The 15,640-nt window shown below is 68.5% G+C and carries 18 protein-coding genes; 9 read left to right on the forward strand and 9 right to left on the reverse strand.

All coding sequences use genetic code 11. The annotated features are described in order from the left end of the window. Nucleotides 1–4: 4 nt before the first annotated feature. Nucleotides 5–982 (reverse strand): aldo/keto reductase, encoded by a 978-nt coding sequence (locus BM167_RS01100; protein ID WP_092887527.1) that lies wholly within the window; start codon nucleotides 980–982, stop codon nucleotides 5–7. 125 nt (nucleotides 983–1,107) lie between these two features. Between BM167_RS01100 and BM167_RS01105 the strand changes: the two genes are divergently transcribed. From BM167_RS01105 to BM167_RS01130, 6 genes are all read left to right on the forward strand, one after another. Continuing rightward, complete coding sequence (locus tag BM167_RS01105) at nucleotides 1,108–3,222, forward strand: minichromosome maintenance protein MCM (protein ID WP_092887530.1); 2,115 nt, start codon at nucleotides 1,108–1,110, stop codon at nucleotides 3,220–3,222. A 1-nt stretch (nucleotide 3,223) separates the two neighbouring features. Beyond that, a complete protein-coding gene (locus BM167_RS01110; RefSeq protein ID WP_092887533.1) occupies nucleotides 3,224–3,508 on the forward strand; it encodes a DUF7854 family protein in 285 nt (94 codons plus the stop codon). Nucleotides 3,509–3,616: 108 nt separating this feature from the next. Further along, a complete protein-coding gene (locus BM167_RS01115) occupies nucleotides 3,617–3,955 on the forward strand; it encodes a DUF7855 family protein (RefSeq protein ID WP_092887536.1) in 339 nt (112 codons plus the stop codon). Continuing rightward, nucleotides 3,952–4,854, forward strand: a complete 903-nt coding sequence (locus tag BM167_RS01120; protein WP_092887539.1) for a DUF7856 family protein — start codon at nucleotides 3,952–3,954, stop codon at nucleotides 4,852–4,854. The genes BM167_RS01115 and BM167_RS01120 overlap by 4 nt, the downstream gene beginning before the upstream one ends. 30 nt (nucleotides 4,855–4,884) lie before the next feature. Then, on the forward strand, nucleotides 4,885–5,718 hold the full coding sequence (locus tag BM167_RS01125) for a DUF7857 domain-containing protein (RefSeq protein WP_092887542.1): 834 nt from the start codon (nucleotides 4,885–4,887) through the stop codon (nucleotides 5,716–5,718). Next, entirely contained in the window at nucleotides 5,715–6,383 is a 669-nt protein-coding gene (locus tag BM167_RS01130) for a MinD/ParA family ATP-binding protein (RefSeq protein WP_092887545.1), read from the forward strand. Before BM167_RS01125 ends, BM167_RS01130 begins: the two co-directional genes overlap by 4 nt. Before the next feature lie 99 nt (nucleotides 6,384–6,482). Here the strand turns inward: BM167_RS01130 and BM167_RS01135 are convergent, their stop codons facing one another. Next, entirely contained in the window at nucleotides 6,483–7,430 is a 948-nt protein-coding gene (locus tag BM167_RS01135; RefSeq protein WP_092887548.1) for a transcription initiation factor IIB, read from the reverse strand. A 163-nt stretch (nucleotides 7,431–7,593) separates the two neighbouring features. On the opposite strand from BM167_RS01135, the gene BM167_RS01140 reads away from it, so the two are divergent. Then, on the forward strand, nucleotides 7,594–8,115 hold the full coding sequence (locus tag BM167_RS01140; RefSeq protein WP_092887551.1) for a DUF7858 family protein: 522 nt from the start codon (nucleotides 7,594–7,596) through the stop codon (nucleotides 8,113–8,115). Nucleotides 8,116–8,187: 72 nt separating this feature from the next. Here the strand turns inward: BM167_RS01140 and BM167_RS01145 are convergent, their stop codons facing one another. The 7 genes from BM167_RS01145 to BM167_RS18740 all read right to left on the reverse strand — a co-directional run bounded on the left by BM167_RS01145 (nucleotide 8,188) and on the right by BM167_RS18740 (nucleotide 12,997). Next, nucleotides 8,188–8,943, reverse strand: a complete 756-nt coding sequence (locus BM167_RS01145) for a cell division inhibitor (protein ID WP_092887554.1) — start codon at nucleotides 8,941–8,943, stop codon at nucleotides 8,188–8,190. 141 nt (nucleotides 8,944–9,084) lie between these two features. After that, the gene (locus BM167_RS01150) at nucleotides 9,085–9,516 is read right to left on the reverse strand and encodes an HIT family protein (protein WP_092887557.1); all 432 of its coding nucleotides are present in this window, start codon (nucleotides 9,514–9,516) and stop codon (nucleotides 9,085–9,087) included. A gap of 79 nt (nucleotides 9,517–9,595) precedes the next feature. Then, nucleotides 9,596–10,225 (reverse strand): uracil-DNA glycosylase, encoded by a 630-nt coding sequence (locus BM167_RS01155; RefSeq protein ID WP_092887560.1) that lies wholly within the window; start codon nucleotides 10,223–10,225, stop codon nucleotides 9,596–9,598. A gap of 4 nt (nucleotides 10,226–10,229) precedes the next feature. Continuing rightward, nucleotides 10,230–10,457 (reverse strand): DUF7860 family protein, encoded by a 228-nt coding sequence (locus BM167_RS01160; RefSeq protein ID WP_092887563.1) that lies wholly within the window; start codon nucleotides 10,455–10,457, stop codon nucleotides 10,230–10,232. Between the two features lie 83 nt (nucleotides 10,458–10,540). Then, complete coding sequence (gene prs, locus BM167_RS01165) at nucleotides 10,541–11,413, reverse strand: ribose-phosphate diphosphokinase (protein WP_092887566.1); 873 nt, start codon at nucleotides 11,411–11,413, stop codon at nucleotides 10,541–10,543. 74 nt (nucleotides 11,414–11,487) lie between these two features. Next, nucleotides 11,488–12,390 carry an HVO_0234 family beta-propeller protein gene (locus tag BM167_RS01170; RefSeq protein ID WP_092887569.1) on the reverse strand — a complete coding sequence of 301 codons (903 nt, stop codon included), beginning with the start codon at nucleotides 12,388–12,390 and terminating at the stop codon, nucleotides 11,488–11,490. A 97-nt stretch (nucleotides 12,391–12,487) separates the two neighbouring features. Then, entirely contained in the window at nucleotides 12,488–12,997 is a 510-nt protein-coding gene (locus tag BM167_RS18740; RefSeq protein WP_092887572.1) for a hypothetical protein, read from the reverse strand. 102 nt (nucleotides 12,998–13,099) lie between these two features. Between BM167_RS18740 and BM167_RS01180 the strand changes: the two genes are divergently transcribed. After that, complete coding sequence (locus BM167_RS01180) at nucleotides 13,100–14,215, forward strand: tRNA (guanine(26)-N(2))-dimethyltransferase (RefSeq protein WP_092887575.1); 1,116 nt, start codon at nucleotides 13,100–13,102, stop codon at nucleotides 14,213–14,215. A gap of 81 nt (nucleotides 14,216–14,296) precedes the next feature. Continuing rightward, the gene (locus BM167_RS01185; RefSeq protein ID WP_092887578.1) at nucleotides 14,297–15,598 is read left to right on the forward strand and encodes a YihY/virulence factor BrkB family protein; all 1,302 of its coding nucleotides are present in this window, start codon (nucleotides 14,297–14,299) and stop codon (nucleotides 15,596–15,598) included. Nucleotides 15,599–15,640 lie beyond the last annotated feature (42 nt).

Consider the following 15,640-nt stretch of genomic DNA (forward strand, 5'->3'; position numbering starts at 1 on the left):
CCGTTCAGTCCTTTCCTTCGACCGGCCACTGCGGGAATATCGGCTCTTCCAACCGGGCTATCTCGTCGTCCGTGAGCGAAACGTCGACCGCGCCAAGGTTGTCTTCGAGATGCGACTTCCGCCGCGGCCCGATGATGGGCGCGTCCACGACGTCTTTGTGGAGTAACCACGCCAAACTGACCTGCGCCGGAGAGGCGTCTTTCTCGGCGGCGAGTTCGCGCACCACGTCGAGTACTTCCCAGTTCTCGTCGGTGAGACGCTGTTCGGTGTAGTCGTCGTCCGCGGCGCGCGTCCCCTCCGGAATCTCTCGGCCGCGTTCGTACTTTCCGGCGAGGAAGCCGCCCGCGAGGGGAGACCACGGGACGACGCCGACGTCTTGGTCGGCACAGATGGGAAGGAGGTTCGCCTCCTCGTGGCGGTCTACGAGGTTGTACTCCGGTTGCATGCAGCGGAACCGCTCGTACCCCTCGACGTCGGCGGCGTGAAGCGCCTTCGAGAACTGCCACCCGGCCATGGTGCTCGCTCCGATATATCGGACGGTCCCCTCCTCGACGAGGGTATCGAGGGCGCTGAGCGTCTCTTCGATGGGCGTGTTCTCGTCCCAGCGGTGGATCTGATAGACGTCCACGTAGTCCGTCCCCAACCGGTCGAGGCTCCCCTCTATCTGGTCGAGGATGTGTTTCCGCGAGAGGCCGCCCTTGTTGGGTCCGTCCCCCATATCGAAGTACACCTTCGTCGCGACCACCAGTTCCTCGCGGTCGTACTCCTCTATGGCCTCGCCGACGATAGACTCGCTCTCGCCGCCCGAGTACGCGTTCGCCGTGTCGAGGAAGTTGACTCCGGCGTCGAGTGCCTCCCGGACGAGTTCGACGCTCGCCTCCCGGTCGTTCATCATCCACGGCTGTCCGGACCCGAAGTTGAGAGTGCCCAGACAGAGCCGCGATACCTCCAACCCCGTCGCGCCGAGTCGAGTGTACTCCATCGCTCTCGGGGACGGTACGCACCCACAAAGTCTCTCCGCGTCCGTCGCCGTTCCGCACCGCCGACCGACCACTTCCGCCGCGCGTGGCGAAGACTCTTATTCGATGCGGGACGTACCTTTCCTCGATGGCGCAGGCCCCGCAGGACCCGAACTCAGACCTCACCGACCGGTTCATACAGTTCTACCGGAAGTACTACCGGGACGAAATCGGGAAACTCGCCCAGAAGTACCCCACAGAACAGCGTTCGCTGTACGTCGACTACGACGACCTGTACGCGTTCGACCCGGACCTCGCGGAGGACTACCGGAAGAAGCCCGACCAGATACGCGAGTACGCAGAAGAGGGACTCAGGCTGTACGACCTCCCGGCGGACGTCAAACTCGGGCAGGCGCACGTCCGCCTGCGGAACCTCCCCGACGCGGTGGACATCCGGAACATCCGCGTCCACGACGACCACATCGGTCGGATGGTCGCCGTGCAGGGCATCGTCCGGAAGGCGACGGACGTCCGGCCGAAGATTACCGAGGCGGCGTTCGAGTGCCAACGCTGCGGGACGATGACGTACATCCCGCAGACCGACAGCGGATTTCAGGAACCCCACGAGTGTCAGGGCTGCGAACGACAGGGGCCGTTCCACGTCAACTTCGACCAATCGGAGTTCGTCGACTCCCAGAAACTCCGCGTCCAAGAGAGCCCCGAGGGTCTGCGGGGCGGCGAGACGCCCCAGAGTATCGACATCGACATCGAAGACGACGTGACGGGGAAGGTCACCGCGGGCGACCACGTCACCGTCACGGGCGTCCTCCACATCGAACAACAGACCTCGAACCAAGAGAAGACGCCCATCTTCGACCTCTACATGGACGGCGTCGCAGTCGAGATAGAGGACGAAGAGTTCGAGGACATGGACATCTCCGAGGAGGACGTCGCCGAAATCGTCGAACTGTCGAACGCCGACGACATCTACGAGAAGATGATAGCCTCCGTCGCGCCCTCCATCTACGGCTACGACGAGGAGAAACTCGCGATGATCCTCCAACTGTTCTCGGGCGTGACCAAACATCTCCCGGACGGGTCTCGCATCCGCGGCGACCTTCACATGCTGCTCATCGGTGACCCCGGTACCGGGAAGTCCCAAATGCTTCAGTACATCCGGAACATCGCCCCGCGGTCCGTCTACACCTCCGGGAAGGGGTCGTCCTCGGCGGGGCTGACCGCCGCCGCCGTCCGCGACGACTTCGGTGACGGCCAGCAGTGGACGCTCGAAGCGGGTGCGCTCGTCCTCGCGGACAAAGGTATCGCCGCGGTGGACGAACTCGACAAGATGCGCCCCGAAGACCGTTCGGCCATGCACGAGGCCCTCGAACAGCAGCAGATTTCGGTGTCGAAAGCCGGCATCAACGCGACGCTGAAGTCGCGGTGTTCGCTCCTCGGCGCGGCGAACCCCAAATATGGACGATTCGACCAGTACGAACCCATCGGCGAGCAGATAGACCTCGAACCCGCCCTCATCTCGCGGTTCGACCTCATCTTCACCGTCACCGACGACCCGGACCCAGAGTCCGACGCCGAACTCGCAGAGCACATCATAAACACGAACTACGCGGGCGAACTCCACACCCAGCGGACGAACATCACGAACTCCGAGTTCACCCAAGAGGAGGTAGACGACGTGACGCAGGAAGTCGCGCCCGAAATCGACGCCGAACTCCTCCGGAAGTACATCGCGTACGCGAAACGAACCTGCTTCCCGACGATGACCGAGGAGGCAAAGCAGGTCATCCGCGACTTCTACGTGGACTTCCGCGCGAAGGGCGCAGACGAGGACGCCCCGGTGCCCGTGACGGCCCGGAAACTCGAAGCGCTCGTCCGCCTCGCGGAGGCGTCCGCGCGCCTCCGTCTCTCCGATACGGTGTCGGAGGAAGACGCCGTCCGCGTCACCTCCATCGTCGAAGCCTGCCTGCGCGACATCGGGATGGACCCCGAGACGGGCGAGTTCGACGCCGACATCGTCGAGACGGGCACCTCGAAGAACCAACGCGACCGCATCAAGAACCTCAAAGCCCTCATCAGCGACATCGAACAGGACTACGAACAGGGCGCACCGGTCGAGGAGGTGCTTCAGCGCGCAGAAGAGGAACTCGACCTGAAGGAGGGCAAGGCCGAAGACGAGATAGAGAGCCTCAGGCGGAAAGGCGAGGTGTACGAACCGCGGACGAACCACCTTCGGACGACGTAAGATGGACCGCATCTCCGCACTCCGAAACGTCGAAGAGGCCCTCCGCGACTTCGAGTCGGGCGATTCCGACTTAGCGGCGACAGAACAGCGAGTCGTGACCGTCCTCCGGACGTACGCGACGGACTTCGAGGGCGAAGACGGCGTCGCCCCGTACCAAGCCACCGGCGAGGGGCGCGCGCACGGACTCGTCGTCGTCGCGGAGAGCGAGGCGGCCGCCCGCGAACGCGTCCACGACCTGTTGGACGAAGAGCAAGGAACGCTGTCGTTCGACGTGGACCGACTGTAACCGCCGTCGAAAGCTCCCTCGAATCGCCGGACGGCGTCCGGTGACTCTCGGCCCCGTCGCCTCTCATTCGGGACGTTTTTGTCACCCGAAGCGAGTCTCACGATAGCCGTGTTGTTGGTCGTGACCTACTCTCGGGCCGCTCGCGAGACGCTTCGAAACGCCTGTCGAACGCACGAAGACGCGGTCGTCCGCCGGTTCGGGCGCGCCGCCCTCTTCGAGGAGACGGAGTTCGGCGCGTTTCTCACCTGTCGCCTCCGCGAGAAACACGGACACGACGTTCAGATAGAGCGGACGGAACCGTTCAACGAGTTCGCCGCCGTCCCCGACGGGGTTCGGGAGGCGGCCGAGGCGTACGAGGCCCGCGAGAAGACGAGCACGCCGTACGACAAGTTCGCCGCCGGAACCGACCACCCCGACCCGGCGGCGATGCGAACGCGCGACCTGTGACGGGGGACTCCTCGGACGCGCCGCGCGTTCGACTCCCCTCCGGGGAGACGTTCTCCGGGCGAGTGATCGACCTCCGAGAGAGCGACGACGCAGTCCCCGCGGACGCCGTTTGCCGCGCGGTTCGGTTCGGACGCCCCGCCGCCGCGGACGCCCCCGAAGTCGTCTGTCCGTCGCCCGGACCGGTCCACGGGTACGTCGCACGTCTCGACCGGGGGACGGCGTTCGACCGCAGAGGGGCGCTTGCGGCCCTCGCTCGGAGTCGCGGTCACGCGGCACCGGCCGACGGCGAACTCGCCGAAGTCCGCGCGGAACTGGACTCGATTCGCCCGCCGTCGCCCGCCGACGTGGAGGCGGCCCGACGCCGCGCCGCGGAGGCGGGAGCCGAAACCGAACGCCTCAGAGAGCGAGTGGCGACGCTCCGGGGGCGTCTCTCCGCCCACCGCGAACGCGGCGGGGAGACCGACGACGCAGTCGCCGAAGCGGAGGCGGAACTCTCGGAGGCGACGACTCGGCTCTCGGAAGTCGCGACCGACCGCATCGCCGCCCGACAGCGACTCGAACTCCTCGAATCCGAGGCGCGCGAGGGGCGCGACGAGAGGGAACGGCGACTGAGACTCGAAGACGAGGCGGGAAACCTCGAACGCGCGGTTCGCCGGTCGCTCGCGGCGTCCGTCTACGACGACTTCTCGTCCGCGGTCGCCGCCCTGCCGGACCCGTTCGACGCCGCGGCGGGCGACGAACCGGGCGAGTACGACGGCCCCGCGGCCGCGGCGGCAGTCGCCGTCGCGCGCCTCGCCGACATTCGCGCGCCGGTCGTCGTCTCGCCGCCTCTCGCCGACGCGTTCGGCGGCCCGCGTCCGGCGGGCGAGTTCCTCCGCGCGCCCGTCGTCGTCCGGTGATTTATACCGGATGACGCGGCCAGCCACCCCATGCACCACGACGCGTCAGTCGACACCGTCTCGGGGACGACGCTCGTCACCGTCCGCGTTCGCAACGATGCGCCCGTCGCGCGCCGCGTCCGGGTCCGAAACCGACTGGACGGACCGGTCTTCCCCCCGCGCCGCGAGGGCGTCCCGAAAGCGGGGTGGGACGACAACGGCTACGAGGGCATCGTCCCCGCGGGGGGAACCGTCGCTCTCGGCTACGCCTGCCCCGTCGACGCCGACGAGTCGGGCGATACGGACCCCGTCGCCGTCGAATCGCTCGGACGCGCCGACGACGCCGAACGCGCCGACGAGAGCGACGCGGTCGCGGAGGCGGTTCGATCGCTCGGCCGTTCCCGACCACCCGCCGACGCCGTGCCGGACCCGACCGAGACGGCGCGAGACGACTCCGACCGCCGCGGCGCAGAGAGACGCGACGCCGATGGTGGGCCGGACTCCGATTCGCCGTCTACCGACGTTCGAGACGCCGCAGACGACGGTTCCGGACTGATTTCGGACGATGACGGAGCGATTCCGGACGATGACGGGGCGGTTTCAGACGATGCCGCGACCGACCTCCCCGACTCGGTCGCGTCGTGGTTGGCCGAGGTGCGGGCGCGCGTCGCGCGCGCCGAACGGTTGACCGACGCCTCCGCCGCCGACGCCACCGAAGTCCTCGAAGAGGCGGGCGGGTTCGACGGCGTCTCGTCGCTTCCCGCGGCCGTCGCGGCCGACGAGGAGACGCTTCGGGCGTTCGCGGCGCGCGCCGAACGACTCGCTGACCGCGCGGCCGCCGCCGACGCCGAACCGGTCGTAGAGAGCGTCGGGAGGGTGGCGTGATTCTCGCCGTCACCGGCGGGAAAGGGGGCGTCGGCAAGTCCACGCTGGCGTTCGAACTCGGCGCGGCACTCGACGCCGTGGTGGTGGACGCCGACCTCGGGATGGCCGACCTGCCGACCGGCCCCGGCCCGGACCTCCACGACGTTCTCGCGGGGCGCGCGGACCCGGTCGAGGCCGTCAGAGACGGCACCGGCCCCGTCTCGATTCTCCCGTGCGGACGCTCTCTCTCGGGGGCGCGCGCGGCGGACGTGACCCGACTCGACGAGACGCTCCGCGCCGTCGAACGCGCGTACGGGGACGTCGTCGTCGACTGCCCGGCCGGGATGAAAGCCGACGCGGGCGTCCCTCTCGCCGTCGCGGACGCGTGTCTCGTCGTCGCGTCCCCGCGACCGTACGCTCTCGCCGACGCCGTCCGCACGCGCGAACTCGCGCGGGAACTCGACGCCGGACTCGTCGCCGTCGCGGTGAACCGCGCGGTGGAGGACCCGCCGACGGAGGCGTTCGAGGACGTCCTCGGCGCACCGGCCGTCGTCGTGCCCGCGGACCCGCGCGTCGGACGCAATCTCGCGGAGTGTCGCCCCGTGATGCGGTGTGCGCCGTCGAGTCGCGCGGGCCGCGCCGTCTCGGAACTGGCCTCGGCCGTCGCTCGGTGTCGGCGGGTCTGAATCGGCCGCGCCGCTCTCTTCGTCCTCTGGTACGTCCGGGAAGAACAGTCGGCGGTCGCCCGTCGGCGGTCGGTCCGCGCGTCGAATCTCCGCGGCGGGTTACTCGTCGTCGCGAAGGTCGGTGTAGGTGCTTCGGAGCGTGACCGGCGTGACGCCCGCCACGTTCGACGCTTCCTTCTGCGTCACTCCGGCGTCCGCGTCTCGAGCGGCCGTGTAGAGACACGCCGCCGCGACACCGCTCGGGTTCCGCCCCACCGACAGACCGCGCTCTGTCGCTTTCTCGACGTACTCGCGGGCGCGGCGTTCCACGTCGCCCGAGAGTTCGAGTTCGCTGGCGAATCGGGGGATGTACTCCGCGGGGTCGATGGGTCCGACCGGGAGGCCGAGTTCGCGGTTCAAGGCGTCGTACGCCGCAGACTGCTCGTCGGCCGTCGCCTTCGCGGCGTCCGTTACCTCGTCCGTGGTTCGAGAGACGCCGGCGACGCGACAGGCGGCGTAGACGCAGGCGGCGGCGAACCCTTCGAGCGACCGCCCGCGCAGGAGGTCCTCGTTTTGCGCCGAATCGAACAGCGAACACGCGTGGTCGCGGATGCGGTCCGGCAGTGAGAGTTCACCGGTCAGGCGGCGAATCTCCGTGAACGCGTACACCTGATTCCGCTCTCGTTTCGTGGAGATGCGGGCGCGGTTGTGCTGGCGACGCATCCGGGCGAGTCTGCGACGCTTCCGGCCCTTCAGGCGAGTCGAGCGACCGATTTCCGTCGAGAGGCCTTTGTCGTGGCGCGAACGCGTCAACGGCGCGCCCGTCCGCTTCGGGTTCCGGTCGTCGTCCGCGAACGACCGCCACTCGGGGCCGTGGTCGATGCGGTACTCCGAGACGACGAGGCCGCAGTCGTCGCACACCGTCTCTCCGTCCTCGGCGTGGAGTCCCCCGTCGCACTCGGGACACGTCCGGTCGGCCGCGCCGCCCGCCCGTCCGCTCTCGTCTTCCGTCCGGGCGACGTCGGTGGTCTGGGTCTGCTCGGTCCGCGTCGAGTGTGCCTTGCTCATCACATCTGAAACTTGGTCCCGAAGTAGTATTTAAAGACGGGACGAACCGCTGGTCTCGACCCCGAAAGCCGGAGAGGAACGTACCGGTGACCGGTACGCTTTGAGTATCGAATTCGATACTCGAACGCAACAGTTTAATCTAGCGCGGCGGAAGGTGGCCGCAATGGGACTGTCGGATATCGCCGCGGGCCTCGAAGTGACCGCGGAACAGGTCGAACGCGGCGTCGCGACCGTAGACGACACGGAGGTGGACGTGGGGGCGCGCCTCCGCGCGCACGCCGAGAAACTCCCCTGCACGCCGGAGGCGTCGCTGACCGTCGTAGAGCGGTACGCGGCGGGAGACAGCGTCGGCGAGGCCGGACGCGCGGCGTCCGTCGCCGCCGTCACCGCGGCGAAGGTGCTCCACCGGTGCGGCGTGGAGGGCGTGACACCGCTCGCACCGATGGCGCGAGACGTGCTCCGCGATTGGTTGACCGGCGACATCTCTCGGGCGGACGCGCTCGAACTGACCGGCGCGGACGAGGCGGAGTTCGCACTCGCGGCCTACGTCGAGACTCACGATTCGGTGCCGGAACTCGCCGAGGCGACGAGGCGCGACGCGACGGCGCCGCTTTCGGGCGACGCACTCGTCGAGAAACGCGAGGCACTCGCGGACACGATGAGCGCCTCGAACGAGATGTTCTGACGGCCGGTCTCCGTTCCGTCTGTCCGCTCTCCGTCCTGTCTGTCTGTTCTCCGTTCTCTCGTTTCGGCCGTTCTACCGACGCACGTACCGACCGACGCTCGCGAGGAGTCCGTCACCCGCGAAGGCGTCGTCTAGCTCCGTCTCGAACGCGGCGGCGGCGAGGCGGCCGACGCCCGCGGCGAAGGCGTCCTCGCCGGTTCCGAGACAGGACGGACAGGCGTCGGGCTCCGTCGCGTCGCTCTCGGGGACGGAGACGTCGGCCGTTCGGAGTTCGCCGCGCGTCGCGACGACGAGGTCCGTTTCCGAACCGAGGTCGGTGAGTCGCCCCCGCATTCGCTGGACCGCGTCGGCCCCTCGCGTCGTCCCCGGCGCGACGAGACAGACCCGGTCGCAGGCGTCGACGGCGGCGATAGACTGGTTCGACGCGACGGGCGGCACGTCCACGACGACGTGGTCGAAGGCGTCTGCGGCCTCGGCGATTCGCGCCTCGAACTGCCGGGCGGCGTCCGCGGACTTCGCCCGCGCGAGGCGTTCGAAGGGCGCGGCCGCGGGACAACAGGCGACGGTACCCGGCGTGTCGAGTCCCAGTTCGACGAGGCCGTCCGAAAGCGGCGCGTCCGCGCGGTCGGTCACGAGAGCCGTCACGTCGGGGTCGAGCGCTCCGTGAACGTGGTCTGCGAGTCCCTGCGTGGCGAAGGCGGCGTCCAGAACCGCTACGTCGCGGCCGTCCGCCGCGAGGGCCGCCGCCGTCTCTACCGCGCACCGCGTCGTCCCCGCGCCGCCGGTGGTCCCGACGAGGGCGACTGTCGAGGGGTCGTCGTTCGACATACTCCGTCGTGGTCGAGGCTTCGGATTTAAACCACCGGTCGGCGCGGAGACGAGTCAACCGGACGAAACGTCTCGGCCGAACGCCGAGTCCGCGGACGAGGAGAGACGAGCGGAGTCGGTGTTTGGCCCGTCTTCGGACGCTCAGGCCTCCGCGTCGGAGATACCGTCCGCGATTGCGTCGAGTTCCTCCTCCGTGAGGTCGGGCCTGTCACCGGCGACGGCGTGTATCGGTCCGCCGCCGTCGCCCTCGAACCGCGGGACGAGGTGGACGTGGACGTGCGGCACCTCCTGTCCCGCGGCCTTCCCGTCGTTGACGCCGACCGTCACCGCGTCGGCGTCCACGGCGTCTTCCACCTTCGGCGTCAACCGGTGAACCGCGGCGAACACGTCCGACGCCACGTCCGCGGGCATCTCTCCGACGCGTTCGTACGCCTCTTTCGGCACGACGAGGGTGTGGCCCGGAGCCAACGGGTTCGCGTCGAGGAACGCGAAGACGGCGTCCGTCTCGTAGACGGAGCGTGCGGGTATCTCTCCGGCGACTATCTTCTCGAAGATGGTCTCGTCGTCGCTCATACGCCAGTCGTCCGTCGGACGCTCAAAGAACGTTCGGGTGGCGTCGGGCACGCCGATTCGAGGGACGGTCGCTCGGCTCTCAGGGCAACCGCTCGCGAATCGCCGCCTCGTACTCCGCGGGCGAGTAGCCCAGTCGCGACACCCACACGTCCTGATACGAGGGGTGGAGTATCGGCAGGAGAGTCGCGTCGAACGCCGCCAGTTCGACCGGTTCGAGAACGGAGTCGACGAACCCGTCGAGGGATTTCCCGTCGAACGCGAGCATCGTCTTCGTCGCGTGCTTGCCGGTGGCCACGACGACGGCCGGTTCGACCCGTTCGAGTTCGGTTTCGAGGTGGGCGCGGCAGTTCGCGCGTTCCTCCGCGGTCGGTTCGCGGTTCGTCTCACCGCTCTCGTCGCAGGGGAAGCATTTCACCGCGTTCGTGTAGTAGGCGTCGGGGTGGCCGACGGCGGCCAACAGTCGGCGGACGCGCCGACCGGAGTGGCGCGTCGTGTAGGCTATCCCGGTGTGGTTGCCGCCCCGCCACCGGTCTGCCGACGGGTCGCCCGCGCCGGGCGCCTCGCCGACGACGAACACGTCCGCGTCGCGGGACCCGCTCCCCCACGAGATGTGCTCTCGGCACGCTACGAGTGCGGGGCAACGCTCACAGCCCGGTTCTACGACGAACCGGGAGCTCTCGTCCGGAAACAGCGAGTCACCGTCTCCCACCGACTCACTCCGTCAACGGCAGGAAGATGCCGAAGACGAACGGCGACAGGAGAGTGAGGGCGACGCCGATGGCTTCCGCGTCGAAAAACAGCGTCCGCTCCCATCCGGGAAGCGGACCGAACACGGCGGGGGCGACCATGTTGCCCGCCGCGCCGACGGCGAACAGAGCGAGTCCGAGGGCGACACCGAGTTTGGTCATGCGGGGGTAGTCGAGTGAACCGTACTGTCCCATATCGACCCACTCTCCGTCGGGAACATATGAGCGTTTCCAATCTCCGAGCGAGGGCGAGAGCATCCGCGGCGTCGGGCCGACCCTCACTCCCCGACTTCGACTGCCGAGACGGCGGCGGCGACGTACGGCGCGACGCTGACGGCGCTCACGTCGCGTTCGACGGTGTCGGTTCCGAACACGCGTTCGACGCCCGCGCGTTCGAGTTTCGTCCGGGCGTTTCTGACCAAGAGAGCGTGGACGCAGGCGGCGAAGACGTTCTCTGCGCCCTTCTCGGCCAGATGGTCGACGGCTTGGCTCATCGTCGACCCGGTGGCGACGATGTCGTCTACGATGACGACGTCTCGGCCCGCGGCGTCGGCGTCGCTCGGCGTGATTTCGACGTCCGTCCCCGAGTGGCGCACCTTCTCGAAGTAGTCCGTCTCGCCGCGGCCGTAGGCGTCGCGGACCGCGCCCGCGAGTTCGACGGCACCGGCGTCCGGCGAGAGAAAGAGGGGGTCGTCCAACGTCTCGGGCAGGGGGTCAGAAAGGCAGGCGGCGGCGTCGACGACGGTGACGTGCGCGTCGAAGAAGTCGGCGATTCGCTCCTCGTGGGGGTTCACGAGGACGACGCGGTCCGACGTCGTCGAGACGGCCCGCGCCATCGCGCGGGCGGAGACGGGGTGGCCCGCCTCGAACGCCTCGTCCTGTCGCGCGTAGCCCATGTACGGCAGGACGGTGACGACTTCGGAGGCGCCCGCCTCGCGGACGGCGTCCTGTAGTTGGAGCAACTCGACCCACGCGTCGTTCGAGTCCGTGGTCGCGACGACAACCGCGCGGTCGCCCGACTCGAAGTCGGGGACGGCCGCGAGCGTCTCGCCGTCGGGGAAGCGGTCGTACGTCGCGGCCGCCAGCGGTTCGTCCAGTTCCGTCGCGAGTGCCGCCGCCAGCCCCTGCGAAGATGCGCCGGGTACGATCATGTGCGAGAACACTCTGTGAGGCGTTAAACCCGTTTTCGTCTGGTCGCGCCCCCGTCGCGGCGACGGCCGGTTCCTCAGGCCACCGCGACGCCGCCGACGTCCCGCAGACCGATGACCTGGTGTCGCCACCCTCTCGCTTCTCTCTCGCCCTCGGCGCTCCTGTCGGCCCCGACGAGGAACGTCCCGGCGTCGGTGACGGCGTACGTCGCGGTGACGCCGTGAGCGACGGCGGCGACGCTCTCTTCGACCGGAAGCGACGCCGCCGCCCACTCGCCGTCGGCACCGCGGGCGAACAGGTCCCCCTCGCTCACGGCGTGTTCGCGGCCGTCGGCGGACGCGGCCACCGCGTCGAACGCGCCGGAGAGCGCTTTCATCCAGCCGTTTCCGAGTTCGAACAGCCCGGTTCCCGTCGCCGCGAGGGGCGCGACGGACGAGGCTCCGGCGGCCACGTCGCGCGCGTCGTCGAGTCCGACGGCGGAGAGTCCGTCGTCGGTCACGCGATAGACGCCGTCTTCCGCGGCCACCAGGTCGCTGTCGACTGCGCGGACGGCACCGACCGTTCCGACCGTCTCCCACTCTCCGTCGCCGAGGGTTCCGTCCGCCGCGCCCTCACCGGCCGCCTCGAACCGCGCGACGCGCCCTTCGTCGTCCGCGGCGTACAGCGTCGCCCCGTCGAACCCGACTGCGGAGGCGGAGCCGAACCCAGTCTCCGCGAACGTCGCCGCCTCCGGGGCGTCGGGGTCCGATTCGGCCGCCGCGGCCACGAACACGTCGTCGTCCGCCGCCGCGGCCAGACGGGGGTCCGCCGTCCCGCGTTCGACGGCCACGTCGCGGGCCGAACAGCGGTGTGCGACGCCGAATCCGCCCACCAAGTCGTCCGACACGGAAACCGAGACGACGCCGACGCTCGTCGCGACGAACACCGTCTCGGTGGCGGTGTTTTCGGTGTAGACGCGTTTCTCGTCGATGGTTGGCATCTCACCGAGAGTTCGGAGAGCGGTGGGGAAAATATACCGGAGCGACCGGCGGATTCGGGGCGCAGTCGAGAGGGTGCGTCGAAAACGGCGGCTACAGCTACAGGAACTCGCGCACGTCGGAGTACCACATGTCGTGGTGGTCCACTTCGCCGATTCGCTCGGCCACGGCGGCGGCGAGGACGTGCCAACACCGCTGGTTCGGGTCCTCGGCGTCGAGATTGTACGAACTGTCCTTGCAGGTACAGCCGCCGTCCTCGACGACGTACTCGTCCTCGTGGCCGACGACGACGGTGAAATCGCAGTAGCGCTTTACTCGCTTCTCGGAGACCGCGTCTATCGCGCGACTCCCCCGCGCGCCGTGGAGCGTGACGAGGGTATCGACCGCCGAGGCGGTCAGTCGCCCGGCGTCGGCTAACTCCGCTCGCCAGTCCGTCTCTCGGTCAAGTTCGGCGTCTGTGGGAACGACGTACCCGCCAGACCCCTCGCTCTCTTCGGACTCTGTCGCGGGGGCGGACGCGTCGGCATCTCCGTCGCCGTCGGTCGGTTCGGTCCCCCCGTTTGCTCTCTCGTCCCCGTCGGAGTCGTGGTCGTCGCCCACCTTCCTCACTACTGTCAGTTGGCCGGTGCGGGACAAAACGCCACCGATGCCGTCGGACGGAGTCCGGCGGGTATCAGTCCCTTTTTCGCCGCGCGGCGCGGCCGTCCGTACATGGACGTTCGCGAGGGAGAGATAGCGGTCGAAGTCCCGGGCGCCCGCGACGGGGCGTCGGAAGGGGCCGGCGACGACGTCTTCTACAACCCGACGCAGGAACTCAACCGCGACGTGACCGTCGCGGTGCTCCGGGCGTATCGAAAGCGAGAACCGCGCGCGGAGACGTACCTCGACGCGATGGCCGCGAGCGGAATCCGCGGCGTTCGCGCGGCGGCCGCGGGGTTCGACGCGACGTGCGCCGACGTGGACGAGGAGGCGGTCGAACTCGCCCGGCGCAACTTCGAGCGGAACGACCTGCCCGGCGAGGCGGTCGAACGCGACGCCAACGCACTGATGCACGACTCCGTCTTCGACGTGGTGGATCTGGACCCGTTCGGAACGCCCGTCCCCTTCGCGGACGCCGCGTTCGCCAACACGAGAGATTTAGTCTGCGTCACGGCGACGGACACCGCACCGCTCTGCGGCGCCCACCAGAAGAGCGGTATCCGAAAGTACGGATGCGTCCCGCAGAACACCGACTACCACTCCGAGATGGGGCTTCGCGTCCTCCTGTCTGCGATGGTCCGCACCGCGGCGCGGTACGACAAGGCCGCGATACCCATCGTCTCGCACGTGACGCGACATTACGCTCGGATCTACCTCGAACTCGACGCCCGGGCGACGAAAGCCGACGAGGCCCTCGAGAACCTCGGGCACGTCTACCACTGCGAGGACTGCCTCGCGCGGGACCACGAGTTCGGACTCGTCGCGAACCCGCCGGAGACGTGCCCCGCCTGCGGCGGCAGTCGCCTCCTCGTCGCCGGGCCGATTTGGCTCGGCCCCGTCTGTGACCCCGAGTTCACCCGCGAGGTACGCGACGAGGTGACAGAAGAGATGGGGAGCAAGCGGCGGGCGACGGAGATGCTCGACACCGTCGCCGACGAACTCGACCGGCCGACGCACTACGACCAACACCGCCTCTGCAAGCAGTGGGGGCGCTCTGCGAGCGCTATGGACGAGTTCGTCGACTGCCTGCGCGAGGCGGGGTTCGAGGCGACGCGCGCGCACTACTCCGGGACGGCGTTCAAGACCGACGCGTCGATAGCGGAGATGCGCGACGCGACGGCCGACTGACGGCCCGTCTCGAACTGCGAGGGGGTCCCGGCTCCTGTCTGCATAACGCGGTTTCTTGTGTCTCTCCCGTCAATTACGCCCGTGAGCGTTCGGATTCGAAGTCAGATCTCGGTGGTACGGTCGGTGTTCGAAACCGTCCAAGACCGCGAGGTGACGTTCCTCGCGGCGAGCATCTCCTACTACACGCTCGTTTCGCTCGTCCCGCTTTTGACCCTCGGCATCGTCGTCGCGACGTACGTCGGGGGAGACGAACTCCAAGCGCTGGTTCAGGGACTGGCCGGCGAGTATCTCCTCCCCGCCGGGTCGCAGGTGGTCACCCAGGCGTTGGGCGACCCGTCCGGGCAGGGCGCGCTGTCTATCGTCAGTCTCGGCGTCACGACGTGGGGCGCTTTGAAGCTGTTTCGCGGGCTCGATATCGCTTTTTCGCGCATCTACGGCTCCGACGCGGGCAACATACTCGACCAGATACGCGACGGCGGCGTCGCCCTCGTCGCCATCGGACTCGGAACGCTCGGCGTCGCCGCCGCCACGGCGATTATCGCCGCACTCGACGTTCCCGTCCTCGACCTGTTGAGTCCCCTCGTCCTCTTGGGACTGCTCTGCGTCTCGTTCTTCCCGCTTTACTACGTCTTTCCCGACGTCGGACTCACGCCGCGACAGGCGGTTCCGGGGACCGTCTTCGCCGCCGTCGGCTGGTCCGTCCTCGGCATCGGGTTCGGTCTGTACGCGTCCGTCGCGGGAGCGTCCGTCGCCGGGGCGCTCGGCGCCATCTTGCTTCTCATGACGTGGTTCTACTTCTCCGGCATCCTCGTCCTCTTCGGCGCGGTGATAAACGCCGTCCTCGCGGGCAAAGTCACGGGCGACGAGAAACCGAGCGACAGAAACGATATCGACCGGCAAGTACAACACGCCCGCGTTCGACGTGACGACAGAACGATGAGTGTGGACGACGACGAACGCGCAGAAACCACCGAGGGCGACCGTCGAGACGACGTCGACCCGCGCGGGGCGCCCGACATCGAACAGCTCGAACGCCAGATAGAGGAGCTCCGTTCGGACCTCGACGGATTCGAAGACGACGTCGACGCTCGGACGGTGAAGAAGCCCGAACTGGAGTCCGAGTTGAAACGCTACGTCAGAAGCCGTCTCCGACGGGGGAAAGCCCGCGGGTGGGGACCGTATCTCGTCCTCCTCTACGGGACGGTGACGACCATCGCGGCCTTCGCGTTCCTGCAGGACGACCTGCTTTCGGTGGCCGCCATGCTCATCATCTACCTCTCGACGCTCGGGCTGTACGTCCTGTTCGTCGTCTTCGGCGTCGGCCTCAACGCCGTCGGATTCCCCGGCCGCCTCGTCGATTGGGTCCGCGACAAGCGCGCCTGACCGTCGAGGGCCGTTCGCGTGACGGACGCCACCCGACCGTCT

The organism is Halopelagius inordinatus (genome assembly GCF_900113245.1).
In the GTDB taxonomy this organism is placed as follows: Archaea; Halobacteriota; Halobacteria; order Halobacteriales; family Haloferacaceae; genus Halopelagius; species Halopelagius inordinatus.

Bases quoted from the DNA above. Each gene is read 5' to 3' on its own strand.
- BM167_RS01100 (WP_092887527.1), bottom strand. From the start codon at position 982: ATGGAGTACACTCGACTCGGCGCGACGGGGTTGGAGGTATCGCGGCTC.
- BM167_RS01105 (WP_092887530.1), top strand. From the start codon at position 1,108: ATGGCGCAGGCCCCGCAGGACCCGAACTCAGACCTCACCGACCGGTTC.
- BM167_RS01110 (WP_092887533.1), top strand. From the start codon at position 3,224: ATGGACCGCATCTCCGCACTCCGAAACGTCGAAGAGGCCCTCCGCGAC.
- BM167_RS01125 (WP_092887542.1), top strand. From the start codon at position 4,885: ATGCACCACGACGCGTCAGTCGACACCGTCTCGGGGACGACGCTCGTC.
- BM167_RS01135 (WP_092887548.1), bottom strand. From the start codon at position 7,430: ATGAGCAAGGCACACTCGACGCGGACCGAGCAGACCCAGACCACCGAC.
- BM167_RS01140 (WP_092887551.1), top strand. From the start codon at position 7,594: ATGGGACTGTCGGATATCGCCGCGGGCCTCGAAGTGACCGCGGAACAG.
- BM167_RS01145 (WP_092887554.1), bottom strand. From the start codon at position 8,943: ATGTCGAACGACGACCCCTCGACAGTCGCCCTCGTCGGGACCACCGGC.
- BM167_RS01150 (WP_092887557.1), bottom strand. From the start codon at position 9,516: ATGAGCGACGACGAGACCATCTTCGAGAAGATAGTCGCCGGAGAGATA.
- BM167_RS01160 (WP_092887563.1), bottom strand. From the start codon at position 10,457: ATGGGACAGTACGGTTCACTCGACTACCCCCGCATGACCAAACTCGGT.
- prs (WP_092887566.1), bottom strand. From the start codon at position 11,413: ATGATCGTACCCGGCGCATCTTCGCAGGGGCTGGCGGCGGCACTCGCG.
- BM167_RS01170 (WP_092887569.1), bottom strand. From the start codon at position 12,390: ATGCCAACCATCGACGAGAAACGCGTCTACACCGAAAACACCGCCACC.
- BM167_RS01180 (WP_092887575.1), top strand. From the start codon at position 13,100: ATGGACGTTCGCGAGGGAGAGATAGCGGTCGAAGTCCCGGGCGCCCGC.